This window comes from Streptomyces sp. GESEQ-4, from assembly GCF_017948455.1.
Taxonomy (GTDB): domain Bacteria; phylum Actinomycetota; class Actinomycetes; order Streptomycetales; family Streptomycetaceae; genus Streptomyces.
Map to the genome: position 1 here is coordinate 49210 of NZ_JAFFSU010000028.1, position 23318 is coordinate 72527.

The window sequence follows — 23318 nt, forward strand, 5'->3', positions numbered from 1 at the left end:
GACTGGCCTCCTCGTGACCGTCGCCGCGTTGTGGGGCGCGATGGCGGGTGCGCTGCTGCCCCGCGCGGCCTACCGCTTCGCCGTCCCGTCCGGGGAGGAGTGGCGCGAGCAGTGCCCCGGCGGGCATCCGATCCGGGGATGGGCCGGGCGGGCGCGATGCGCCAAGTGCCCGGACCCGTCGTACGGCCCCGCCACCACCCCCCTCCTCCCCCTGACCACCGCCCTCGTCTGCGCCGCCCTCGCCGCCGCCACCGACACCCGCCCCGAAATCGCCGTCTGGCTCCTCCTCGCCCCCGTCGGCGTGCTCCTCGCGGTCGTCGACTTCCGGGTGCGGCGCCTGCCGGACGCGCTGACCCTCCCGCTCGCGGCGGCGGTCCTGGTCCTCCTCGGGCTGGTCGCGCTCGTTCCCGAGCACACCGGGGACTGGCTCACCGCCCTGTTCGGCGCGCTGACCCTCGGCTGCGGCTACCTCGTCCTGTTCCTGATCAACCCCGGCGGCATGGGCTTCGGCGACGTCAAGCTGGCCCTCGGCATGGGCGCCGCGCTCGGCTGGTACGGCTGGCCGACGGTGATGCTCGGCACGCTCGCGGGGTTCGTGCTGGGGGCGCTCTACGGCGGTGCGCTCGTCGTCGCGCGGAAGGCGGGCCGGAAGACGGCGATCCCGTTCGGGCCGTTCCTGATCGCGGGGGCGTATGCCGGATTGCTGATCGGGGCGTACACGGCCTGAGGTCGGCTCGGTAAAAGGCCTGGCGTAGGCTGGCTTGGTCCGTCCACAACCCTTGACGAAAGGGACGCTCCGGTGACCGAGAAGGCCGACCTGCAGTCCGTCCTCGACCGTGCCGCCGAGGGTGGGCGGATCACCCCGGAGGAGGCGCTCGACCTCTACCGCGACGCCCCGCTGCACGCGCTCGGCGCCGCCGCCGACGCCGTACGCAAGCGCAGGTACGCCGGGACCGAGCACATCGCGACGTACATCATCGAGCGCAACATCAACTACACGAACGTCTGCGTCACGGCCTGCAAGTTCTGCGCCTTCTACGCGCCCCCCAAGGACACGGCCAAGGGCTGGACCCGTGACCTCGACGACATCCTGCGGCGGTGTGCCGAGACGGTCGAGCTCGGCGGCACGCAGATCATGTTCCAGGGCGGCCACCACCCGGACTTCGGCGTCGAGTACTACGAGCAGCACTTCTCGGCGATCAAACAGGCCTTCCCGCAGCTCGTCATCCACAGCCTGGGGGCGAGCGAGGTCGAGCACATGGCCCGGATCTCCAAGGTGAGCGTCGAGGAGGCGATCCAGCGCATTCACGCCGCCGGCCTCGACTCCTTCGCCGGCGCCGGCGCGGAACTCCTTCCCGCGCGCCCCCGCAAGGCCATCGCGCCCCTCAAGGAGTCCGGCGAGCGCTGGCTGGAGATCATGGAGGCCGCGCACAAACTGGGCGTGGAGTCGACGTCCACGATGCTCATGGGCACGGGCGAGACCAACGCCGAGCGCATCGAGCATCTGCGGATGATCCGAGAGGTACAGGACCGCACGGGCGGCTTCCGGGCCTTCATCCCGTACACCTACCAGCCCGAGAACAACCACCTGAAGGGCCGCACGCAGGCCACGCTCTTCGAGTACCTGCGGATGATCGCCATCGCACGCCTCTTCATGGACAACATCGCCCACATCCAGGGCTCTTGGCTGACCACGGGCAAGGAGGTCGGCCAGCTCTCCCTCCACTACGGCGCCGACGACCTCGGCTCGATCATGCTGGAGGAGAACGTCGTCTCCAGCGCGGGCGCCAAGCACCGCTCCAACCGCCTCGAGATCATCGACCTCATCCGCAAGGCGGGACGCGTCCCGGCCCAGCGCTCGACCACGTACGAGCACCTCGTCGTCCACGACGACCCGGCGAACGACCCGGTCGACGAGCGCGTCATGTCCCACATCTCGTCCACCGCGATCGAGGGCGGCACGGCACACCCCGAGCTGAAGCTCCTCGCTTCCAACTGACGTACACGTGCTGACGATTCACGCGGCGGACGAGGGCGGCGCCGTCGCGGTGGCGGGGACGCGAGTCGCCGCGGTGGGGTCGCTCACCGAGCTGACGGAGCGGTTCCCGGACGCGCGGGTGCGGCAGTGGCCCGGCGGCGTCCTCGGACCCGCGCGCGTGCACGACGGCCCCCTCCCGGACGCACCGACACCGCGCGAACGGATCCACGCGGTGCTGAAGGAGGGGGCGGTGGCGGTACTGGAGGAGTACGCCAACACCGCTGAACTGCGGGCGGCGGCGGCACGGAACGACGTGGCCGTGCTGCCGCGCACGCGCCCGATGACGATCACTGAGAACGGCCGTGCGGATCTGGCGGTGTTCGACGAGAAGGGCGAGTGCGTGGCGACGGTGTGTGCGGGCCGCTTGGTACATAGACGCCGGTGAGATCAGCGCCCCGTCAGGGGCGCGGGGAACTGCGCGACCAGCCCTCCACGACCCGCACTCGCCGACGCACCCTCACCCGGCAGACGCTTCCGCAAACGCCCCCGCCTCCCGGTCAACCCCACTGCAATTCGTAGCCGTGTCCCCCTCCGCACACTCCTGATCCCGGAACGTCGACCACATAGACACCCACGCGACCTCGTTCTGCTCCGCAAAACTCCGCACTTCCGCCGCATCGGACAGCCCGAAAACATCGGCCAGTTGATCGTGCGCGGCCTTCGCCGCGGTGATCGCATAACCCCCATGTCCCCGTCGTACGACCCGCCGTAATTCATGGTCATGAGGTTGACCGTGGAGACCTGCACGGAGTGGTCGTTGGCCGACTCCAGAAGCGTCAGGCTGTCGTCGTCCAGCCCCGACGGCATGACCGGCAGCGTGAACGACACGTTCAGGTCAGGCGCCCTTGGTCGCCGTCGCTCCTCCCGCCGCCGATGCCCTCCCGGCGCCGGCACCCACCCGGGACCGCTACTTCGACACCCTGCGGGCCCTCGCCCTCATCCGCGTGGTCGCGTACCACACCTTCGGGTGGGCCTGGGCCGGCCTGGTGTTCCCCTCCATGGGCATCATGTTCGGCCTGGCCGGCTCCCTGATGGCGAAGTCCCTGGACCGCCCGGCGTTCACGGTGGTGCGGAGCCGGATGCGCCGGCTGCTGCCGCCGTTCTGGTTCTGGGGCTTCTTCGTGGTTCTCGCGATGCTGATCCACGGCTGGATGCCGGGCTGGCAGATCGTCTTCTGGGTCGTGCCGCTCGGTGACCCGCCGGGCAATCAGTGGGGCGAACAGGCCTGGGAGATCCTCTGGTACCTGCGGACGTACCTCTGGTTCGTCCTGCTCTCCCCGCTCCTGCTGAAGGTCTTCCGACTCGCCCCCGTCCCGGTGCTCCTGCTGTCCCTCTGCCCGGTCCTGGTCCTGACCTTCCTCTGGTCGGGCCCGGACGACCGGTTCGGCAGCGCGCTGTGGGACCTGTCGACGTACCTCTTCTGCTGGATGCTCGGCTTCGCCCATCGCGACGACGTGCTCCAGCGGATGCGACCCGCCGTCGTCGTCCTGCTGTCGCTCGCCGCGATGGGGTACGGCGGCTGGTACGCCGTCGGCCACCAGGCCGAGTTCGGCACCTACGACCTCGACGAGATCCCCCTCGCTCAGGCCTTCTGGTCGGCCGGTTTCGTGCTGCTCCTGATGTGGGCCAAGGCCCGCTTCCGGATCGACTTCGCAGGGCTCATCCGCTTCCGGCCGCTGGACAGGATCGTGACGGTCTTCAACGCGCGCGCGGTCACGATCTACCTCTGGCACGAGATCGCGCTGATCCTGGCCGTCCCGCTGATCGACCGGTTCTGGAAGGTGCCGGCCTTCGAGAAGTGGCTGCCGCTGGAGAGCCAGTGGTTCATGTTCGGGATCGGGTGGCTCCTGATCGCCGTGTTCGTGCTGCTGTGCGGCTGGGTGGAGGACGTGGCGGGGAAGAAGAAGCCGCGGCTTCTGCCGTGAACGGGTCCTGCAAGAATGGGCCCGTGACCCGCGCCTCCCTGAACAAGCAGCCGCACGAAGTCGCCTCGATGTTCGACGACGTCGCGGAACGGTACGACCTGACGAACGACGTGCTGTCGCTCGGCCAGGACCGGGTGTGGCGCAAGGAGGTCGCCAGGGCCGTCGACGCCCGCCCCGCGCAGAAGGTCCTGGACCTGGCGGCCGGTACGGCGACGTCCTCGCTGCCCTTCGCCCGCACCGGCGCCTATGTCGTCCCCTGCGACTTCTCGCTCGGCATGCTCCAGGTCGGCAAGCGGAACCACCCGTGGCTGCCGCTGACCGCGGGCGACGCGACGAAGCTGCCCTTCAGGGACGACGTGTTCGACGCCGTCACGATCTCCTTCGGGCTGCGCAACGTCCAGGACACGGATGGCGCGCTGCGCGAGATGTACCGGGTGACCAAGCCGGGCGGACGGGTCGTGATCTGCGAGTTCTCGCACCCGACCTGGGCGCCCTTCCGCACGGTCTACACCGAGTACCTGATGCGCGCCCTGCCGCCGATCGCCCGCGCGGTCTCCTCCAACCCCGACGCGTACGTCTACCTCGCCGAGTCCATCCGCGCCTGGCCCGACCAGCCCGCGCTGGCCGAGCGGCTGCGCAAGGCCGGCTGGTCGAGGGTGGCCTGGCGGAACCTGACCGGCGGGATCGTCGCTCTGCACCGGGGCTTCAAGGAGGGCTGAGCTTCTTCAGTTCGGCGGGGCGCCTGTCACCGGCGGAGCATCTCGAAGGCGTCCCCGGGCGCGTCCAGTTCGCGCTGCAGTCCGCCCGTCGGCGGATTCGGGATCCGCGGCTCACGCACGCCCGCACCTCCGCCGCCCTCGCCCTCACCCAGTTCGAACCACACGGTGACCACGGCCCCGTGGGGCACCTCGACGCCGGGCGGCGGGTATTGCCGTACGACATAGTCGACGACCGTGAGATGGAAGTCGGGGCGGTCGGGTGCGGCCAGCAGCACGCCGTGTGCCTCTGCCGCCTCGCGCGCGTCCATGGCCATCAGACCGACCAGCTTCGGTACGCGCACTTCGGGCGTCTTGGGTGTTATGCGCACAGATGTCACCCCCAGCGGTACAGGCAGGGTAACCGCCGGGGGGTGTCATCCGGAAGCGTCAAGTGGCTTTCTGTAGCAGCCAGTTACTGAGAGTCACAGGTCGAGTCGGTAGCGGTGGCCGCGCTGCTTCGACTCCGGTGTCGTGTAGACCTCGGCGAGCCGCATGCCGAGCCGCTGCGTCACCGCGATCGAGCGCGCGTTGTCGGCGTGCACCATCGCCACGACGCTCGGTACTCCGGCCGTCCGCACCCGCTCCAGCGTCATCTGCGCGGCGGCGGTGACGTAACCCTTGCCCCAGTACGCCCGCCCGAGCCGCCAGCCGATCTCGATCTCGCCCGTGGGACCCCACTCCCGCTCCCACGGCTGGGCGCCGGTGAAGCCGATGACCTCGCCGGACTCGTCGAGCATGGACCACAGGCAGAAGCCGCGTTCGGCGTCGTGTCTGCGCTGGCGGGCGGTGAGTTCCTCGTACACCGACAGCTCGGCCGGCTTGCCGCCGTGGAACTCCATGACGTCCGGGTCGTCGAAGATCCGGTGCCAGGCGGGGGCGTCCTCGTCGGTGGGGACACGGAGCCGTACCACGGGGAGTGCTCGGTTCACGGGGCAGCCCTTCAGCCGGGTGATCAGTAACGCTGAATAGACTGCCCATGTCCAGTGCCCGTCGGCACGTAGATTGCGAACTTGGGGAGATCCCGCCGTGACCGAGCCCCTCTCCGAAAACACCGCCGATGTGATCGTCGTCGGCGCGGGGCCAGCCGGCTCCACGACCGCGTACTACCTGGCGAAGGCCGGACTCGACGTACTGCTGCTGGAGAAGACCAGCTTCCCCCGCGAAAAGGTGTGCGGCGACGGACTGACCCCGCGCGCCACCAAGCAGCTCGTCTCGATGGGCATCGACATCTCGGAAGAGGCCGGCTGGCTCCGCAACAAGGGGCTCCGGATCATCGGCGGAGGTGTGCGACTGCAGCTGGACTGGCCGGATCTCGCCTCCTTCCCCGACTACGGCCTCGTCCGCAAGCGCGACGACTTCGACGAGCAGCTCGCCCGCCAGGCCCAGAAGGCGGGCGCCCGGCTGTACGAGCGCTGCAACGTCGGCGCCCCGATCATCGACGACCGCACGGGCCGGATCACGGGCGTGCACGCCAAGCTGGGGGAGGAAAAGCGGGAGGTGACCTTCCACGCACCGCTCGTGGTGGCCGCCGACGGCAACTCCACCCGTCTCTCCCTGGCGATGGGGCTGCACCGCCGCGAGGACCGTCCGATGGGCGTCGCGGTCCGCACGTACTTCGAGAGCCCCCGTCACGAGGACGACTACCTGGAGTCCTGGCTGGAGCTGTGGGACCGCCGCGGCCCGGGCGAGGACCGGCTGCTGCCGGGCTACGGCTGGATCTTCGGCATGGGCGACGGCACGTCCAACGTCGGCCTGGGCGTCCTCAACACCTCCGACTCCTTCAAGGAACTGGACTGGCGCGAGGTGCTGAAGGCCTGGTGCGCGTCCATGCCGGAGGACTGGGGCTACACACCGGAGAACATGACCGGGCCGATTCGCGGGGCCGCGCTGCCGATGGCCTTCAACCGCCAGCCCCACTACACGCGCGGGCTGCTGCTCGTCGGCGACGCCGGCGGTCTGGTGAACCCCTTCAACGGCGAGGGCATCGCCTACGCCATGGAGTCCGGCCAAATCGCCGCCGACGTCATCGTGCAGGCACACGCGCGCGCCACCCCGGCCCAGCGGGAGATCGCCCTCCAGCGCTACCCGCGTGTCCTCAAGGACACCTACGGCGGCTACTACACGCTGGGCCGCGCCTTCGTGAAGCTCATCGGCAACCCGAAGGTCATGAAGATCGCGAGCCAGCGCGGCCTGACCCACCCGCTCCTGATGAAGTTCACCCTGAAGATGCTGGCCAACCTCACCGATCCGACCGGCGGCGACGCGATGGACCGGATCATCAACGGGCTGAGCAAGGTGGCGCCGAAGGCCTGATCCGGCAACGTCGAACTCCCCTTCGTACGCTGCCTGTTGTGAGGATGCTGTGGGTGGCCGGGATTCGGGGTTCCGGCCTCCGGCACCCCTCCCTACCCTCCCGTATTCATGACAACAGAACACACGCAGCAGCCCGAGCAGCAGTCCGGCCACACCCGCAGACGCTTCCTCGCCGGCGCGAGCGCGGGCGTTGCCGGGGGAGTCGCCCTCACCTTAGGAACCGCCGGGGGCGCGTCCGCCGCCGCGCCCGGCAAGCGCGTGGCCGTCCTCGGCGGCGGGGTCTCCGGACTCAGCGCCGCCCACGAACTCGCCGAGCGCGGCTACGCGGTGACCGTCTACGAGTACTACGACGCCCTCGGCGGCAAGGCCCGCTCGATGCCGTTCCCCGGCACGGCGGCCGGAGGGCGGCAGGATCTCCCCGCCGAACACGGCTTCCGCTTCTTCCCCGGCTTCTACCGCAACCTGCCGGACACGATGCGCCGCATCCCCTTCCCCGGCAACGCGAACGGCGTCCACGACAACCTCCGCAGCGGCACCGAGGCCCTCTTCGCCCGCGCGGATGGCCGTCCCGACCTGCACTTCCCGCTGCGTCGCCTCACCACCCCGCCCGCCCCCGGCGACATCACGCCGACCTGGCTCCGGGACCAGATCCTCTCCGTCCTCGACCTCGGCACCCGCCTGCCCGCCCACGAGGCCGCGTATTTTGCCAACCGGCTCCTCGTCCACCTCACCAGCTGCGAGGCCCGCCGCCAGGACCAGTGGGAGAAGACCTCCTGGTGGGACTTCATCCGCGCGGAGGAGATGAGCGAGGAGTACCAGACCGTCCTCGGCGTCGGCCAGACCCGCAACCTGGTCGCCACGCGCGCGGAGGTCGCCTCCACCCGCACCGTCGGCCGCATCATCATCGAGGCCCTGCTGCTGTGGGGCCTCCTCGGCCGCGGCATGGACGGCGACGCTGACGTCGACCGCGTCCTCAACGCCCCCACCAGCGAGGCCTGGATCGACCCCTGGGAGACATATCTGCGATCCCTGGGCGTCGAGTTCGTGCTGGGGACACAGGTCGAGGAGATCGTGTACGAGGGGGGCCGGGTGACCGGCGTACGGGTCTCCGCGCGCGACGGCGGCCAGGCCCGTACCGTCACCGCCGACCACTACATCTGCGCCCTGCCCGTCGAGCACGCCCGCCGCACCTGGGGCTCCGCCCTGCGCGCGGCCGACCCGCAGCTCGCGCGCTGCGACGCGCTGGAGACGGACTGGATGGTCGGCGTGATGTTCTATCTGCGCACCCCGACGCCGGTCGTCAACGGGCACATCAACTGCCTCGACTCACCCTGGTCGGTGACGGCCGTCGGCCAGGCCCAGTTCTGGGACGGACGGGACTTTTCGGCCGACTACGGAGACGGCCGCGCGCACGACTGCCTGTCGGCCATCATCTCCGAGTGGGACAAGCCGGGCATCCTGTACGGCAAGACGGCCCGCGAGTGCACGCGCGAGGAGGTCGTCGCCGAGCTCTGGGCCCAACTGAAGGACGGCCTGAACGACTCCGGCAAGACGACGCTCACCGACGCGGACCGCCTCGGCTGGTTCATGGACCCGGCGGTGACGGGCCTGGGCGGCGGGAACCCGCAGAACCGCGAGCAACTCCTCATCCACCCCACGGGCACCCTCTACAACCGCCCCACGGCCCAGACCAAGGTGCCCGGCCTCTATCTCGCCGGCGACTACGTCCGTACCGATGTGGACCTGGCGACCATGGAAGGCGCCAACGAGTCAGCGCGGCTGGCCGTCAACGCGCTTCTTGACGCGGACAATTCGGACGCCGAGCGCTGTGAGATCCAGGAGCTGTTCCGCCCGCCGGAGATGGAACCGCTCAAACGCGTCGACGAGGTCCGCTACCGGCTGGGCCTGCCCAACACCTTCGACCTCGGCTGAACGGGCCGCAGAACGCCACCAGGAGGGCCGCTGCCCCCGAGCGGCTGCGGCCCTTCCGGTCCTGCGTTTCGCTGTACGCGCCTCAGAGCACGCGCACCGCACCCGACGCCGGGTACCCGGACAGGTCCTGGATCACCACACCCTTGGAGGGGTTGGCCGCGTCCAGGTACTGGCCGTTTCCGATGTAGACGCCCGTGTGGTACGCGGAACCCTTGCCGCCCCAGTACAGGATGTCGCCCACCTGAACGTTGGACAGGGAGACCTCGGTACCGGCCATCGACTGGTCCTGCGACACCCGCGGAAGGTCCACGCCGACCTGCTTGAACGCGGCCTGCACCAGGCTGGAGCAGTCCCAGGCGTCGGGGCCCGTGGCGCCCATGACGTAGGCGTCGCCCACCTGTGCCTGGAGGAACGAGATGACCGTCGCGACGCTGCCGCTGGCCGGAGCGGACACCGAGGCGGAGGCCTCCGTGCCGGCGTCGGCGGAGAGCGTGGTCCGCTCGGCGGCGCGGGAGGTGGCGGCCTCGGCGGCGGCCCTGCGGGCCTCCTCCGCCTTCTCCTTGGCCTCGGCCTTCTTCTTCGCCTCGGCGAGGTCCTTCTTGGCCTCCTTGGCGGCATCGGCGGCGGCCGCGTCGCGCTCGGCCTGCAGCTCATAGGTGGCCGCGGCCAGCTGGGTGGCCTGTGCGGACTGCTCGACCTGAGCGGTCAGGTCGGCGGTGAGCGTGGGCAGTTCGAGCGTCTGTGTCACCGGCTCGGCCGCGTTCGCCGAAGCGGACGCGCCGGCCACTGCCACGGTGCTGAGGATGCCACCGGCAACTCCGGCTCGCATCGCGACTGTCGACGTCGCGGTGCGGCGGGGTTTCCGGTGGCTGCGTATGTGAGCGGTGTGGGACATGGGACTAACCGGTATCAGGGGCTCCTCCATACCTTCAAGAAACGTGTGCTGCGCCACAGTTGTTCAATCGGCGCCCTGAATCCCGGGCGCGTCACTCCTTATTGACGCCGTAACGGACATTGCGGACGGCCGCCATTCGGCCGGTGATCACGGCCTTTCTTCGTTACGCCCGAATTGCCCCCCGCTTACCACTGGTTGGGACAGGTGGCCAACCCCGGTTCTCCTCCGCCCCTCACGGGTGTGGCGGAGGTCACGCAACGGTTACGGACCCGGGTGCGTCCTGCGTGCACACCTCCACCGAATCCGCTCGTGAATGCGCGCACGCGTCCACACCCCACACCGCCCCTCCCTCCGATGTGTGAACGCGGCCCTCTATCAAGGCCCCGCGTCCAGTGCGAATTTGCATGCAAGGGAAGTCTCTTGATATGGAGACGCCGCCTCTCAACTGCGTCGACGAGCGGAAATATCACCTCTGGTGATCACTCGGACGCTTCTCGTGTGAAGATCACCGCTCATCCGACTTCATGATCCTTCGTCAGGTGGTGGAGATCACAAAGCTTGTGCAATACCCCGTGTCGCAGATCACAGAGCGCCGGGCATAAGATGCGAGGCAGTTGGGCTTGTGACCTGCTTCACATGTTCTCGATCTTCGCCGGGACGGGCGGGGTTCGTGGGACAGGTGAGGCGGGTGCGACCCCGGCCAACCGCCAGCAGTCAGTGCCGACTGAGAGGAGCGAGGAGCGGTGAACGCGTATGCGCCCATCCTCGTACTGGGAGCCCTCGGGGCAGGCTTTGCGATCTTCTCCGTGGTCATGGCCACGCTGATCGGTCCGAAGCGTTACAACCGGGCCAAGCTCGAGGCCTACGAGTGCGGCATCGAGCCGACCCCCACGCCGGCCGGCGGCGGGCGTTTCCCGATCAAGTACTACCTGACGGCGATGCTCTTCATCATCTTCGATATCGAGATCGTCTTCCTCTACCCCTGGGCCGTCACCTTCGACGCCCTGGGTGTTTTCGGGCTCGTGGAGATGCTGCTCTTCGTGCTCACCGTCTTCGTGGCCTACGCGTACGTATGGCGACGCGGCGGCCTGGAATGGGACTGAGGGGCCTTAACTCATGGGACTCGAAGAAAAGCTGCCGAGCGGCTTCCTGCTGACCACCGTCGAGCAGGCCGCGGGCTGGGTGCGCAAGTCGTCCGTCTTCCCTGCCACCTTCGGCCTTGCGTGCTGCGCCATCGAGATGATGACCACCGGCGCCGGCCGCTACGACCTGGCGCGCTTCGGCATGGAGGTCTTCCGCGGCTCACCGCGCCAGGCGGACCTGATGATCGTCGCGGGCCGGGTCAGCCAGAAGATGGCGCCGGTGCTCCGGCAGGTCTATGACCAGATGCCGAACCCCAAGTGGGTGATCTCCATGGGGGTGTGCGCCTCCTCCGGCGGCATGTTCAACAACTACGCCATCGTCCAGGGCGTCGACCACATCGTCCCGGTCGACATCTATCTGCCCGGCTGCCCGCCACGGCCGGAGATGCTGATGGACGCGATCCTCAAGCTCCACCAGAAGATCCAGACCTCCAAGCTCGGTGTGAACGCCGAGGAGGCGGCTCGTGAAGCGGAGGAAGCGGCCCTCAAGGCCCTGCCGACGATCGAGATGAAGGGGCTGCTGCGATGAGCGACGCCAACGGCACCAACGGGGCGTCGAACGGGGTGAACCCCGAGAAGGACCTCGGTGCGGACAACCTCCCCGGCCAGCGCGGTGAGGGCGGTGAGGAGATCCGCGTCCAGCGCGGCATGTTCGGCGCCAACAACGGCGGCGACACTTCCGGCTACGGCGGCCTGGTCCGCTCGGTCCGACTCCCGGGACCGGCGAGCCGCCCCTACGGCGGGTGGTTCGACGAGGTCGCCGACGAACTCGAGGGCGCGCTGGAGGAACAGGGCCTCCTCCCCGAGAACGCGATCGAGAAGACGATCGTCGACCGCGGCGAACTCACCTTCCACATCGAACGCGAGCACCTGCTCCGCGTCGCCCGCACCCTGCGCGACGACCCCGCCCTGCGCTTCGAGCTCTGCACCGGCGTGAGCGGTGTCCACTATCTCCACGACAAGGGCCGCGAGCTGCACGCCGTCTACCACCTGCGCTCGATCACCCACAACCGGCTGATCCGCCTGGAAGTCAGCGCCCCGGACGCCGACCCGCACATCCCGTCCCTGGTCTCCGTCTATCCGACCAACGACTGGCACGAGCGCGAGACCTACGACTTCTACGGCATCGTCTTCGACGGTCACCCGGCCCTGACGCGGATCATGATGCCGGACGACTGGCAGGGCCACCCGCAGCGCAAGGACTACCCCCTCGGCGGCATCCCCGTCGAGTACAAGGGCGCCCAGATCCCGGCTCCGGACCAGCGGAGGTCGTACTCATGAGCACGCAGCACGCAACTCCGCGGGAGACCACCGAGGGCACCGTATATACGGTCACCGGTGGCGACTGGGACGAGGTCGTCCAGTCCGCGGCCCGCGCCGACGACGAACGCATCGTCGTCAACATGGGCCCCCAGCACCCCTCCACCCACGGAGTGCTCCGTCTGATCCTGGAGATCGACGGCGAAACGGTCACCGAGGCCCGCTGCGGCATCGGCTACCTCCACACCGGCATCGAGAAGAACCTCGAGTTCCGCACGTGGACGCAGGGCACCACCTTCGTCACGCGCATGGATTACCTGACGTCCTTCTTCAACGAGACCGCCTACTGTCTCGCCGTCGAGAAACTCCTCGGCATCGAGGACCAGATCCCCGACCGGGCCACGATCATCCGGGTGCTCCTGATGGAGCTGAACCGCCTCTCCTCGCACCTGGTCTGCATCGCCACCGGCGGCATGGAACTCGGCGCCACCACGATCATGATCTACGGATTCCGTGATCGTGAAATGATTCTCGACATCTACGAGCTCATCACGGGCCTGAGGATGAACCACGCGTACATCCGCCCCGGCGGACTCGCGCAGGACCTGCCGCCCGGCGCGGTGGACCACATCCGCGAGTTCGTGAAGAAGATGAAGAAGAACCTCCCCGAGTACGACAAGCTCGCCACCGGGAACCCCATCTTCAAGGCCCGTATGCAGGACGTCGGCTATCTCGACCTGTCCGGCTGCATGGCCCTCGGCGCCACCGGCCCGATCCTGCGCTCCACCGGCCTGCCGCACGACCTGCGCAAGTCGCAGCCCTACTGCGGCTACGAGACCTACGACTTCGACGTCCCGACCACCGACACCTGCGACTCCTACGGCCGCTTCCTGATCCGTCTGGAAGAGATGCGCCAGTCGCTCAGGATCGTCGAGCAGTGCCTGGACCGGCTGCAGCCCGGCCCGGTCATGGTCGCCGACAAGAAGATCGCCTGGCCGGCCCAGCTCGCCCTGGGACCGGACGGGCTCGGCAACTCGCTCGACCACATCAAGAAGATCATGGGCACCTCCATGGAGGCCCTGATCCACCACTTCAAGCTGGTGACCGAGGGCTTCCGCGTCCCGCCGGGACAGGCGTACGCGGCAGTCGAGTCACCCAAGGGCGAGCTCGGGGTGCACGCCGTCTCCGACGGAGGCACCCGCCCCTACCGGGTCCACTTCCGCGACCCGTCCTTCACCAACCTGCAAGCCATGGCGGCGATGTGCGAAGGCGGCCAGGTCGCCGACGTCATCGTCGCCGTCGCGTCCATTGACCCCGTGATGGGAGGCGTCGACCGGTGACCACCTCTTCTTCGGAGCGGGGCGTCAGCCTGGGCATGCCCGAACTGCCCGCGCCCGGCTACCCGGACGACGTTCGAGCCCGGCTGGAGACCGACGCGCGCGAGATCATCGCCCGCTACCCGGACTCCCGGTCCGCGCTGCTGCCGTTGCTGCACCTCGTCCAGTCGGAGGAGGGCCATGTCACGCGCACCGGGATGCGGTTCTGCGCGGACATGCTCGACCTGACCACGGCCGAGGTCACCGCGGTCGCCACCTTCTACACCATGTACCGGCGCAGGCCGAGCGGTGACTACCAGGTCGGCGTCTGCACCAACACGCTCTGCGCGGTGATGGGCGGGGACGCGATCTTCGAGGAGCTCCAGGAGCACCTCGGCGTCGGCAACGGCGAGACCACCGACGACGGCAAGGTCACCCTGGAGCACATCGAGTGCAACGCGGCCTGCGACTTCGCGCCGGTCGTGATGGTCAACTGGGAGTTCTTCGACAACCAGACCCCGGCCACCGCCAAGCGTCTCGTCGACGACCTGCGCGCGGGACGTCCGGTCGAGCCCACGCGCGGGGCGCCGCTGTGCACCTTCAAGGAGACCGCCCGGATCCTCGCCGGCTTCCCCGACGAGCGGCCAGGGGCCGTCGAGGCAAGCGGCGGAGCGGGACCCGCCTCGCTGGTGGGCCTCCGCCTGGCCAGGGGAGAGGCCGCACCCGCGCGTGTGGTCCATCCGCGGGAGGGCGGCCCGCACACCGAGCCGCAGGACAGGGCCGTACACGAGCCGTCACCCACAGAACACCTGAGCTCGCACGACGCGCCGCAGGACACATCGGCATCCGACCCTGCCCACCCGGCAGGGCCTACCGCCGAGGAGGGGGAGTGATGACCTTGGCAGCCGAGATCAAGGACACGAGTCCTGAAAAGCTGCTCGCACCCGTGCTGTCGGCCTTCTGGGACGAGGACAGGTCCTGGACGCTGGACGTCTACCGAAGGCACGAAGGATACGAGGGGCTGCGCAAGGCACTCGCCATGTCGCCGGACGACCTCATCGCGTATGTGAAGGAGTCCGGGCTGCGGGGCCGCGGCGGCGCGGGATTCCCGACGGGAATGAAATGGCAGTTCATTCCCCAGGGTGATGGAAAACCGCACTATCTAGTTGTCAACGCCGACGAGTCGGAGCCCGGAACGTGCAAGGACATTCCGCTCCTCTTCGCGAACCCGCATAGCCTCATCGAGGGCATTGTGATCGCGTGTTATGCCATCAGGTCGTCGCATGCCTTCATCTATCTGCGTGGTGAAGTCGTCCCTGTTCTGCGGCGGTTGCACGAGGCCGTGCGCGAGGCCTACGAGGCCGGCTTCCTCGGCGAGAACATCCTGGGCAGTGGCCTCGATCTCCAACTCACCGTGCACGCGGGCGCGGGCGCGTACATCTGCGGTGAAGAGACCGCACTGCTCGACTCGCTCGAAGGCCGCCGGGGTCAACCGCGGCTCCGTCCCCCCTTCCCTGCCGTCGCGGGCCTCTATGCGTGCCCGACTGTGGTGAATAACGTCGAGTCGATCGCGTCGGTTCCCGCCATCCTGAAAAACGGCAAGGACTGGTTCAGGTCGATGGGCAGCGAGAAGTCCCCGGGCTTCACGCTCTACTCGCTCAGCGGTCATGTCGCCAATCCCGGCCAGTTCGAGGCGCCGCTCGGCATCACGCTCCGCCAGCTCCTCGAAATGAGTGGCGGCATGCGGCCGGGACACCGCCTCAAGTTCTGGACGCCCGGCGGGTCCTCGACACCGATGTTCACCGACGAGCACCTCGACGTCCCTCTCGACTACGAGGGAGTGGGCGCCGCCGGTTCCATGCTCGGCACCAAAGCCCTGCAGTGCTTCGACGAGACGACCTGCGTGGTGCGGGCCGTCACCCGCTGGACCGAGTTCTACGCCCATGAGTCCTGCGGCAAGTGCACGCCCTGCCGCGAAGGGACGTACTGGCTCGTGCAGTTGCTGCGCGACATCGAAGCCGGCAAGGGCGTGATGAGCGACCTCGACAAGCTGAACGACATCGCCGACAACATCAACGGCAAGTCCTTCTGCGCCCTCGGCGACGGTGCCGCCTCGCCGATCTTCTCCTCGCTGAAGTACTTCCGTGAGGAGTACGAGCAGCACATCACGGGCCGCGGCTGCCCCTTCGACCCGGCCAAGTCGACGGCCTGGGCCGACCGCACGGAGGTGAACGCATGACCGTGACCACCAACGCTCCCTCCGGAGGGGGAGAGGCGGCGGTCCCGCCGGAGGATCTCGTCTCGCTGACGATCGACGGCGTCGAGATCAGCGTGCCCAAGGGCACCCTGGTCATCCGGGCCGCCGAACAACTCGGCATCGAGATCCCCCGGTTCTGCGACCATCCCCTCCTCGACCCGGCTGGCGCCTGCCGCCAGTGCATCGTCGAGGTCGAGGGCCAGCGCAAGCCGATGGCGTCCTGCACGATCACCTGCACCGACGGGATGGTGGTCAAGACCCATCTCACCTCGCCGGTCGCCGAGAAGGCCCAGCACGGTGTGATGGAGCTGCTGCTCATCAACCACCCGCTGGACTGCCCGGTCTGCGACAAGGGCGGCGAGTGCCCGCTGCAGAACCAGGCGATGTCGCACGGCAACGCGGAGTCCCGCTTCGAGGGAAAGAAGCGGACCTTCGAGAAGCCCGTCCCGATCTCCAAGCAGGTGCTGCTGGACCGGGAGCGGTGCGTGCTGTGCGCCCGCTGTACCCGGTTCTCCAACCAGATCGCGGGCGACCCGATGATCGAGCTGCTGGAGCGGGGCGCGCTGCAGCAGGTCGGTACTGGCGAGGGCGACCCCTTCGAGTCGTACTTCTCCGGCAACACCATCCAGATCTGCCCGGTCGGCGCGCTCACCTCGGCGGCGTACCGCTTCCGCTCCCGCCCGTTCGACCTCGTCTCCTCGCCGAGCGTGTGCGAGCACTGCTCCGGCGGCTGCGCGACCCGCACCGACCACCGGCGCGGCAAGGTCATGCGGCGCCTCGCCGCCAACGACCCCCAGGTCAACGAGGAGTGGATCTGCGACAAGGGGCGCTTCGCCTTCCGGTACGCACAACAGCGGGACCGGATCGACACGCCGCTGGTGCGCAACGCCGAAGGGGACCTGGTCCCCGCGTCGTGGCCGGAGGCCCTGCAGATCGCGGCTCAGGGGCTGCTCGCCTCGCGCGGGCGCACCGGAGTCCTGACCGGCGGGCGCCTGACCGTCGAGGACGCCTACGCCTACAGCAAGTTCGCGCGCGTGGCACTCGACACGAACGACATCGACTTCCGCGCGCGCGTGCACAGCGGCGAGGAGGCCGACTTCCTGGCCGCCCAGGTCGCCGGGCGCGGACGGGATCTCGACGGTACGGGCGTCACGTACACCTCTCTGGAGAAGGCACCCGCGGTCCTGCTGGTCGGGTTCGAGGCCGAGGAGGAGGCGCCCGGCGTCTTCCTGCGGCTGCGCAAGGCCTGGCGAGGACACGGGCAGAAGGTGTTCGCGCTGGCCACGCACGCCACGCGCGGCCTGGAGAAGGCGGGCGGCACGCTGCTGCCCGCCGCTCCCGGCACCGAGACCGAGTGGCTGGACGCGCTCGCGAGCGGGGTCGGCCTGGAGGGCGACGGTGCCAAGGCCGCCGAGGCGCTGCGCACCGAGGGCGCGGTGATCGTCGTCGGCGAGCGGCTGGCCGCCGTGGCGGGCGGACTCACCGCCGCCGCACGGTTCGCCACCGCGACCGGCGCCCACCTCGTGTGGATTCCGCGCCGGGCCGGTGAGCGGGGCGCGATCGAGGCGGGCGCGCTGCCGTCGCTGCTGCCGGGCGGGCGTCCGGCCACCGACCCGCGCGCGCGTGAGGAGGTCGCCGCGGCCTGGGGCGTCGCCGAACTCCCGCTCCGCTACGGCCGGGACACCGGACAGATCGTCGAGGACGCCGCCACAGGCGAACTCCAGGCGCTGCTCGTCGCCGGCGTCGAGATCGCCGACCTGCCCGACCCGGCACGCGCGCGTGAAGCACTTCACGAGGTGGGCTTCGTGGTGTCACTGGAGCTTCGGCCCAGCGAGATCACCGAGCTCGCCGACGTCGTGCTCCCCGTCGCGGCGGTGGCCGAGAAGGCGGGCACCTTCCTCAACTGGGAAGGCCGGGCTCGCATGTTCGAGGCCGCGCTCAAGCCCGACCATATGACCCGCACCCTCGCGCCGACCGACGCGCGTGCGCTGCAGATGCTGGCCGACGCCATGGACGTACATCTGGGGCTGCCGGATCTGCGCACCGCGCGCGCGGAGCTGGACCGGCTCGGGGCCTGGGACGGGCCGCGGGCCGGCGAGCCGCTGGCGATCGCGGGCGTGTTGCCGCGGCCGGCCGCCGGGGAGGCCGTGCTCGCCGGGCACCGGCTGCTGCTCGACCAGGGCCGTCTGCAGGAGGGCGACGAGGCACTCGCCGGGACCCGGCACGCCGCCCACGCGCGCGTGTCGGCCGCCACGGCTGCCGAGGCGGGCGTCAAGGAAGGCGACCTCCTCGCCGTGACCGGCACCGCCGGAACGGTCGAACTCCCTCTCAGGGTCACCGAGATGCCCGACCGCGTGGTCTGGCTCCCGCTGAACTCCACCGGCGGGGGCGTCGCCTCCGACACCGGGGCGCTGCCCGGCTCCCTGGTCCGCATCGGCCCGGCGACGCAACCGACCGAGGCCCCCAAGGAGGTGGAGGCATGAGCCGGTACCTCGCCGCTGAAGACCTCTCGATGTTCGGCCTCGACCCCTGGTGGCTGGTCGTCATCAAGGCGGTGTTCTGCTTCGCCTTCCTGATGGTGACCGTGCTCTTCTCCATCGTCTGGGAGCGCAAGGTCGTCGCCTGGATGCAGCTGCGCATCGGCCCCAACCGGCACGGCCCCTGGGGCATGCTCCAGTCGCTCGCCGACGGCATCAAGCTGATGCTGAAGGAAGACCTCGTCGTCAAGCGCGCGGACAAGGCGGTCTACATCCTCGCGCCGATCGTCGCGGCCATCCCGGCCTTCATGGCGATCGCGGTGATTCCCTTCGGACCGGCCGGCAACGAGATCTCGATCTTCGGCCACCGCACCACGATGCAGCTCACCGACCTGCCCATCGCGATGCTCTACATCCTCGCGGTCGCCTCGGTCGGCATCTACGGCATCGTCCTCGCGGGTTGGAGTTCTGGATCCACCTATCCGCTGCTCGGCGGCCTGCGCTCCTGCGCGCAGATGATCTCGTACGAGATCGCCATGGGCGCCGCCTTCGCCTCCGTCTTCCTCTACTCGGGGTCGATGTCGACGTCGGCGATCGTCGAGGCGCAGCAGGACCGCTGGTACATCATCCTGCTGCCGGTGTCCTTCGTGATCTACATCATCACGATGGTCGGCGAGACCAACCGCGCCCCCTTCGACATGCCGGAGTCCGAGGGCGACCTGGTCGGCGGCTTCAACACCGAGTACTCGTCGATCAAGTTCGCGATGTTCATGCTCGCCGAGTACGTGAACATGGTGACGGTCTCGGCCGTGTCGGTGACGCTCTTCCTGGGCGGCTGGCGGGCCCCCTGGCCGGTCTCCACCTTCTGGGAGGGCGCGAACCACGGCTGGTGGCCGATGCTCTGGTTCGTCGTCAAGGTCCAGTTGCTGCTGTTCTTCTTCATCTGGCTGCGCGGCACGCTGCCGCGGGTCCGCTACGACCAGCTGATGAAGCTCGGCTGGAAGGTCCTCATTCCGGTCTCCGTGGTCTGGCTGATGCTCGTCGCCACGGTGCGGACGCTGCGGAACGAGAACTACGACTTCGCCGACATCGCTTTGTACGTCGGTGGCGGTGTCCTCGGCCTCCTGCTGCTCTCCTTCGTCGTCGACATGTTCCGCGAGAGGGCGAAGGCGGCCGAGCGGCCCACCGAAGAGCCACCGGGCTTCGACCCGATGGCGGGCGGATTCCCCGTGCCGCCACTGCCGGGACAGGAGCTGCCGCCGGTGCCCCGGCGCCGTTCGCGCCGCGAGCGGGAGTTGATTGTCAGTGGTGGGCCGGATACTGCCAGTGACGGATCTCTGGATGGAAAGGAGGCGTCCGATGGCTGAGGAGCCCAAGGAGACCAAACCCGGTTTCCAGAACCCGGTGGCCGGCTTCGGCGTGACCTTCAAGGCCATGTTCAAGAAGCGGCTGACCGAGCAGTACCCGGAGCAGCAGAAGACCACCGCCCCCCGGTTCCACGGACGGCACCAGCTCAACCGCCATCCGGACGGCCTGGAGAAGTGCGTCGGCTGCGAGCTGTGCGCCTGGGCCTGCCCCGCCGACGCGATCTACGTCGAGGGCGCGGACAACACGGACGAGGAGCGCTACTCGCCGGGCGAGCGGTACGGCCGCGTCTACCAGATCAACTACGCCCGCTGCATCCTGTGCGGCCTGTGCATCGAGGCGTGCCCCACGCGCGCGCTCACGATGACGAACGAGTTCGAGCTCGCCGACTCCAGCCGCGCCAACCTGATCTACACCAAGGAACAGCTGCTGGCCGGCCTCGACGACGCCATGGTCGACACCCCGCACGCCATCTACCCGGGGATGGACGAGCAGGACTACTACCGGGGCCTGGTGACGGAGGCCGCGCCCGGCACGGAGCAGCAAGTGGCGGTCTCCAAGGGAGAGAAGCCCGAGGACGAGGGGGTGGACGCGTGAACGCGCAGCTCGCCGCCTACTCCACCTCCACCGGAGAGGCCTTCCAGTTCTGGGTCCTCGGCACCGTCGCGGTGATCGGCGCCCTGTGCACCGTCTTCATGAAGAAGGCCGTGCACAGTGCGCTCTGCCTCGCCGGGACCATGATCATTCTGGCGGTGTTCTACCTCGCCAACGGCGCCTACTTCCTGGGCGTCGTGCAGATCGTCGTCTACACCGGCGCGATCATGATGCTGTTCCTGTTCGTGGTGATGCTCGTCGGCGTGACGGCGGCGGACTCCCTGAAGGAGACCATCAAGGGCCAGCGCTGGCTGGCCCTTCTCTGCGGGCTCGGCTTCGGCATCCTGCTGGTCGCGGGTATCGGGAACGCCTCCCTGACGGAGTTCACCGGCCTGGCCCAGGCCAACGCGAACGGCAATGTAGAGGGCCTCGCGGCCCTTCTCTTCACCAAGTACGTCTTCGCCTTCGAAATCACCGGCGCCCTGCTGATCACGGCCGCCGTCGGCGCCATGGTGCTCACCCACCGCGAGCGCACCGAACGGGCCAAGACCCAGCGCGAGCTGGCCGAGCAGCGTGTGCGCGAGGGCAAGCATCTGCCGCCGCTGCCCGCGCCCGGTGTCTACGCCCGGCACAACGCGGTGGACATCGCGGGCCTGCTGCCCGACGGCACGCCGTCCGAGCTCACCGTCAGCAAGACGCTGCGCGAACGCGGCCAGATCCGTGATGTGTCCACCGAGGCGATCAACGACCTCAAGGCCCTGGAGCAGCGCGCCGAGGACCGCCTGGAGCGTACGAAGAGCGGGGAGGCGTCGAAGTGAACCCGGTCAACTACATCTACCTCGCCGCCCTGTTGTTCACGATCGGCGCCACCGGAGTACTGATCCGGCGGAACGCGATCGTGGTCTTCATGTGCATCGAGCTGATGCTCAACGCCTGCAACCTTTCGCTCGTCGCCTTCTCCCGGATGCACGGCAATCTCGACGGCCAGATCATCGCGTTCTTCACGATGGTCGTCGCCGCCGCGGAGGTCGTGGTCGGGCTCGCGATCATCGTGTCGCTGTTCCGTTCCCGCCACTCGGCCTCGGTCGACGACGCCAGCCTGATGAAGCTCTAAGGGGTCGCTGAATCGTGGAGAACCTGATTGCGCTGCTGGTGGCGGCGCCTCTGCTCGGAGCGGCCGTACTGCTGTGCGGCGGCCGGCGGCTGGATGCCGTCGGCCACTGGATCGGGACGGTCCTCGCGGCCGTCTCCTTCGTGATCGGCGTGGTCCTCTTCGTCGACATGCTGGGGAAGGGCGCCGAGGAACGCGAACTCGGCCAGCACCTGTTCAGCTGGGTGCCGGTCGAGGGCTTCCAGGCCGATGTCGCCTTCCAGCTCGACCAGTTGTCGATGACGTTCGTCCTGCTGATCAGCGGCGTCGGCTCGCTGATCCACGTGTACTCGATCGGGTACATGGAGCACGACGAGCGGCGCCGCCGCTTCTTCGGTTATCTGAACCTGTTTCTCGCGGCGATGCTGCTGCTCGTCCTCGCCGACAACTACCTGCTGCTGTACGTCGGCTGGGAAGGCGTCGGTCTGGCGTCCTACCTGCTGATCGGCTTCTGGCAGCACAAGCCCAGCGCGGCGACCGCCGCGAAGAAGGCCTTCCTGGTCAACCGGGTCGGCGACATGGGCCTGGGCATCGCCATCATGCTGATGTTCACCACCTTCGGGACCTTCGCCTTCGGCCCGGTGCTCGGCGGCCACGAAGAGGAGAGCCTCGTCGGCGGTACCAGCGAGGCCACCCTCACCGGCATCGGGCTGATGCTGCTCCTGGCCGCCTGCGGCAAGTCCGCGCAGGTGCCGCTGCAGTCCTGGCTCGGGGACGCGATGGAGGGCCCGACCCCGGTCTCGGCCCTCATCCACGCCGCGACGATGGTGACCGCGGGCGTCTATCTGATCGTCCGCTCCGGAGCGATCTTCAACGCCGCGCCGGACGCGCAGTTGGCGGTCACCGTGGTCGGTGCCGTCACGCTCCTCTTCGGTGCGATCGTCGGTTGCGCGAAGGACGACATCAAGAAGGCGCTGGCCGGCTCGACCATGTCGCAGATCGGCTACATGATCCTCGCCGCGGGCCTCGGCCCCATCGGCTACGTCTTCGCGATCATGCACCTGGTGACGCACGGCTTCTTCAAGGCCGGGCTGTTCCTCGGCGCCGGTTCGGTCATGCACGGCATGAACGACGAGGTCGACATGAGGAAGTACGGCGGCCTCAGGAAGTACATGCCGGTCACCTTCGTCACGTTCGGCCTCGGCTACCTCGCCATCATCGGCTTCCCGGGCCTGTCCGGCTTCTTCTCCAAGGACAAGATCATCGAGGCGGCGTTCGCCAAGGGCGGCACCGAGGGCTGGATCCTCGGCGGCGCGGCCCTGCTCGGCGCGGCCATCACGGCGTTCTACATGACGCGCGTGATGCTGATGACGTTCTTCGGAGAGAAACGCTGGCAGCCCGATGCGAACGGCAATGAACCGCACCCGCACGAGTCGCCGAGGTCCATGACGATCCCGATGATCGTGCTGGCCTTCGGATCGGTCTTCGCCGGCGGGTTCTTCAGCATCGGCGACCGCTTCATTCACTGGCTGGAGCCCATCACCGGGCACGACCACGGCGACTCACCGCTCAGCGCGGCAGCGGTCACGGGAGCGACCGTGGCGTGCATGGTCATCGGCGTCGCCCTCGCCTACGCGCAGTACGGCCGCCGCCCGGTCCCGGTCGCCGCCCCGCGCGGATCGCTGCTCACCCGGGCCGCCCGGCGCGATCTGCTCCAGGACGACTTCAACCACGTCGTCCTGGTCCGCGGCGGCGAGCACCTGACGCGGTCCCTGGTGTACGTCGACCACACCCTGGTCGACGGAGTCGTCAACGGCACGGCGGCCTCGGTCGGCGGCCTCTCCGGACGGATGCGCAGGCTGCAGAACGGCTTCGCGCGGTCGTACGCGGTCTCGATGTTCGGCGGCGCGGCGATCCTCGTCGCCGCGACCCTGCTGATGAGGGCGGTCTGATACC

The 23318-nt window shown here is 68.9% G+C and carries 22 protein-coding genes and 1 pseudogene; 19 read left to right on the top strand and 4 right to left on the bottom strand.

The features are described from left to right. Positions 1–40: 40 nt before the first annotated feature. The 3 genes from KCH48_RS35485 (at position 41) to KCH48_RS35495 (ending at position 2423) form a co-directional block, all read left to right on the top strand. Complete coding sequence (locus tag KCH48_RS35485; protein WP_210581155.1) at positions 41–727, top strand: A24 family peptidase; 687 nt, start codon at positions 41–43, stop codon at positions 725–727. Positions 728–799: 72 nt separating this feature from the next. Next, positions 800–1999 carry a cyclic dehypoxanthinyl futalosine synthase gene (mqnC, locus tag KCH48_RS35490; RefSeq protein ID WP_210581056.1) on the top strand — a complete coding sequence of 400 codons (1200 nt, stop codon included), beginning with the start codon at positions 800–802 and terminating at the stop codon, positions 1997–1999. Positions 2000–2006: 7 nt separating this feature from the next. Further along, positions 2007–2423 carry a hypothetical protein gene (locus tag KCH48_RS35495; protein ID WP_210581058.1) on the top strand — a complete coding sequence of 139 codons (417 nt, stop codon included), beginning with the start codon at positions 2007–2009 and terminating at the stop codon, positions 2421–2423. Between the two features lie 72 nt (positions 2424–2495). On the opposite strand, the pseudogene KCH48_RS42590 reads toward KCH48_RS35495, so the two are convergent. Continuing rightward, a pseudogene (locus KCH48_RS42590) lies at positions 2496–2878 on the bottom strand (hydrolase); the annotation flags it as partial. Between the two features lie 5 nt (positions 2879–2883). On the opposite strand from KCH48_RS42590, the gene KCH48_RS35500 reads away from it, so the two are divergent. Continuing rightward, positions 2884–3963 (top strand): acyltransferase, encoded by a 1080-nt coding sequence (locus tag KCH48_RS35500; RefSeq protein WP_210581060.1) that lies wholly within the window; start codon positions 2884–2886, stop codon positions 3961–3963. Between the two features lie 23 nt (positions 3964–3986). Continuing rightward, a complete protein-coding gene (locus KCH48_RS35505) occupies positions 3987–4682 on the top strand; it encodes a demethylmenaquinone methyltransferase (RefSeq protein WP_210581062.1) in 696 nt (231 codons plus the stop codon). A gap of 26 nt (positions 4683–4708) precedes the next feature. On the opposite strand, the gene KCH48_RS35510 is transcribed toward KCH48_RS35505, so the two are convergent. Together KCH48_RS35510 and KCH48_RS35515 are read right to left on the bottom strand one after the other, a co-directional pair. Further along, a complete protein-coding gene (locus KCH48_RS35510) occupies positions 4709–5050 on the bottom strand; it encodes a PASTA domain-containing protein (RefSeq protein WP_210581064.1) in 342 nt (113 codons plus the stop codon). Between the two features lie 93 nt (positions 5051–5143). Continuing rightward, a complete protein-coding gene (locus tag KCH48_RS35515) occupies positions 5144–5650 on the bottom strand; it encodes a GNAT family N-acetyltransferase (protein ID WP_210581066.1) in 507 nt (168 codons plus the stop codon). A gap of 97 nt (positions 5651–5747) precedes the next feature. On the opposite strand from KCH48_RS35515, the gene KCH48_RS35520 reads away from it, so the two are divergent. Both KCH48_RS35520 and KCH48_RS35525 read left to right on the top strand, forming a co-directional pair. Next, positions 5748–7034: a geranylgeranyl reductase family protein gene (locus KCH48_RS35520; protein ID WP_210581067.1), complete on the top strand. Its 1287-nt coding sequence runs from the start codon at positions 5748–5750 to the stop codon at positions 7032–7034. A 108-nt stretch (positions 7035–7142) separates the two neighbouring features. Continuing rightward, positions 7143–8966, top strand: a complete 1824-nt coding sequence (locus KCH48_RS35525; RefSeq protein WP_210581070.1) for an FAD-dependent oxidoreductase — start codon at positions 7143–7145, stop codon at positions 8964–8966. Positions 8967–9048: 82 nt separating this feature from the next. Here the strand turns inward: KCH48_RS35525 and KCH48_RS35530 are convergent, their stop codons facing one another. Then, complete coding sequence (locus KCH48_RS35530; RefSeq protein WP_210581071.1) at positions 9049–9891, bottom strand: C40 family peptidase; 843 nt, start codon at positions 9889–9891, stop codon at positions 9049–9051. A 713-nt stretch (positions 9892–10604) separates the two neighbouring features. On the opposite strand from KCH48_RS35530, the gene KCH48_RS35535 reads away from it, so the two are divergent. The 12 genes from KCH48_RS35535 to nuoL are packed head-to-tail and all read left to right on the top strand — an operon-like array spanning position 10605 to position 23314. Further along, entirely contained in the window at positions 10605–10964 is a 360-nt protein-coding gene (locus tag KCH48_RS35535) for an NADH-quinone oxidoreductase subunit A (RefSeq protein ID WP_033319564.1), read from the top strand. Positions 10965–10977: 13 nt separating this feature from the next. Further along, complete coding sequence (locus KCH48_RS35540) at positions 10978–11532, top strand: NADH-quinone oxidoreductase subunit B family protein (protein ID WP_010041554.1); 555 nt, start codon at positions 10978–10980, stop codon at positions 11530–11532. Further along, the gene (locus tag KCH48_RS35545; protein WP_210581073.1) at positions 11529–12284 is read left to right on the top strand and encodes an NADH-quinone oxidoreductase subunit C; all 756 of its coding nucleotides are present in this window, start codon (positions 11529–11531) and stop codon (positions 12282–12284) included. The genes KCH48_RS35540 and KCH48_RS35545 overlap by 4 nt, the downstream gene beginning before the upstream one ends. After that, on the top strand, positions 12281–13603 hold the full coding sequence (locus tag KCH48_RS35550; RefSeq protein WP_210581075.1) for an NADH-quinone oxidoreductase subunit D: 1323 nt from the start codon (positions 12281–12283) through the stop codon (positions 13601–13603). The genes KCH48_RS35545 and KCH48_RS35550 overlap by 4 nt, the downstream gene beginning before the upstream one ends. Beyond that, positions 13600–14472, top strand: coding sequence for an NADH-quinone oxidoreductase subunit NuoE (gene nuoE / locus KCH48_RS35555; RefSeq protein ID WP_210581078.1), 873 nt, complete (start codon positions 13600–13602; stop codon positions 14470–14472). Before KCH48_RS35550 ends, nuoE begins: the two co-directional genes overlap by 4 nt. Then, positions 14469–15818 carry an NADH-quinone oxidoreductase subunit NuoF gene (gene nuoF / locus KCH48_RS35560; protein WP_210581079.1) on the top strand — a complete coding sequence of 450 codons (1350 nt, stop codon included), beginning with the start codon at positions 14469–14471 and terminating at the stop codon, positions 15816–15818. The genes nuoE and nuoF overlap by 4 nt, the downstream gene beginning before the upstream one ends. After that, positions 15815–18319 carry an NADH-quinone oxidoreductase subunit G gene (locus KCH48_RS35565; RefSeq protein WP_210581081.1) on the top strand — a complete coding sequence of 835 codons (2505 nt, stop codon included), beginning with the start codon at positions 15815–15817 and terminating at the stop codon, positions 18317–18319. Before nuoF ends, KCH48_RS35565 begins: the two co-directional genes overlap by 4 nt. After that, positions 18316–19680: an NADH-quinone oxidoreductase subunit NuoH gene (gene nuoH / locus KCH48_RS35570; protein ID WP_210581083.1), complete on the top strand. Its 1365-nt coding sequence runs from the start codon at positions 18316–18318 to the stop codon at positions 19678–19680. Before KCH48_RS35565 ends, nuoH begins: the two co-directional genes overlap by 4 nt. Beyond that, complete coding sequence (gene nuoI / locus KCH48_RS35575; RefSeq protein ID WP_210581085.1) at positions 19673–20275, top strand: NADH-quinone oxidoreductase subunit NuoI; 603 nt, start codon at positions 19673–19675, stop codon at positions 20273–20275. The genes nuoH and nuoI overlap by 8 nt, the downstream gene beginning before the upstream one ends. Then, entirely contained in the window at positions 20272–21090 is an 819-nt protein-coding gene (locus KCH48_RS35580) for an NADH-quinone oxidoreductase subunit J (protein WP_210581087.1), read from the top strand. Before nuoI ends, KCH48_RS35580 begins: the two co-directional genes overlap by 4 nt. Next, the gene (nuoK, locus tag KCH48_RS35585; RefSeq protein WP_210581089.1) at positions 21087–21386 is read left to right on the top strand and encodes an NADH-quinone oxidoreductase subunit NuoK; all 300 of its coding nucleotides are present in this window, start codon (positions 21087–21089) and stop codon (positions 21384–21386) included. The genes KCH48_RS35580 and nuoK overlap by 4 nt, the downstream gene beginning before the upstream one ends. A gap of 14 nt (positions 21387–21400) precedes the next feature. Beyond that, positions 21401–23314 carry an NADH-quinone oxidoreductase subunit L gene (gene nuoL, locus KCH48_RS35590; RefSeq protein WP_210581091.1) on the top strand — a complete coding sequence of 638 codons (1914 nt, stop codon included), beginning with the start codon at positions 21401–21403 and terminating at the stop codon, positions 23312–23314. Positions 23315–23318: the final 4 nt, after the last annotated feature.

Bases quoted from the DNA above. Each gene is read 5' to 3' on its own strand.
- KCH48_RS35565 (WP_210581081.1), top strand. From the start codon at position 15,815: ATGACCGTGACCACCAACGCTCCCTCCGGAGGGGGAGAGGCGGCGGTC.
- KCH48_RS35525 (WP_210581070.1), top strand. From the start codon at position 7,143: ATGACAACAGAACACACGCAGCAGCCCGAGCAGCAGTCCGGCCACACC.
- nuoI (WP_210581085.1), top strand. From the start codon at position 19,673: ATGGCTGAGGAGCCCAAGGAGACCAAACCCGGTTTCCAGAACCCGGTG.
- KCH48_RS35545 (WP_210581073.1), top strand. From the start codon at position 11,529: ATGAGCGACGCCAACGGCACCAACGGGGCGTCGAACGGGGTGAACCCC.
- KCH48_RS35485 (WP_210581155.1), top strand. From the start codon at position 41: ATGGCGGGTGCGCTGCTGCCCCGCGCGGCCTACCGCTTCGCCGTCCCG.
- KCH48_RS35540 (WP_010041554.1), top strand. From the start codon at position 10,978: ATGGGACTCGAAGAAAAGCTGCCGAGCGGCTTCCTGCTGACCACCGTC.
- nuoH (WP_210581083.1), top strand. From the start codon at position 18,316: ATGAGCCGGTACCTCGCCGCTGAAGACCTCTCGATGTTCGGCCTCGAC.
- KCH48_RS35530 (WP_210581071.1), bottom strand. From the start codon at position 9,891: ATGGAGGAGCCCCTGATACCGGTTAGTCCCATGTCCCACACCGCTCAC.
- KCH48_RS35550 (WP_210581075.1), top strand. From the start codon at position 12,281: ATGAGCACGCAGCACGCAACTCCGCGGGAGACCACCGAGGGCACCGTA.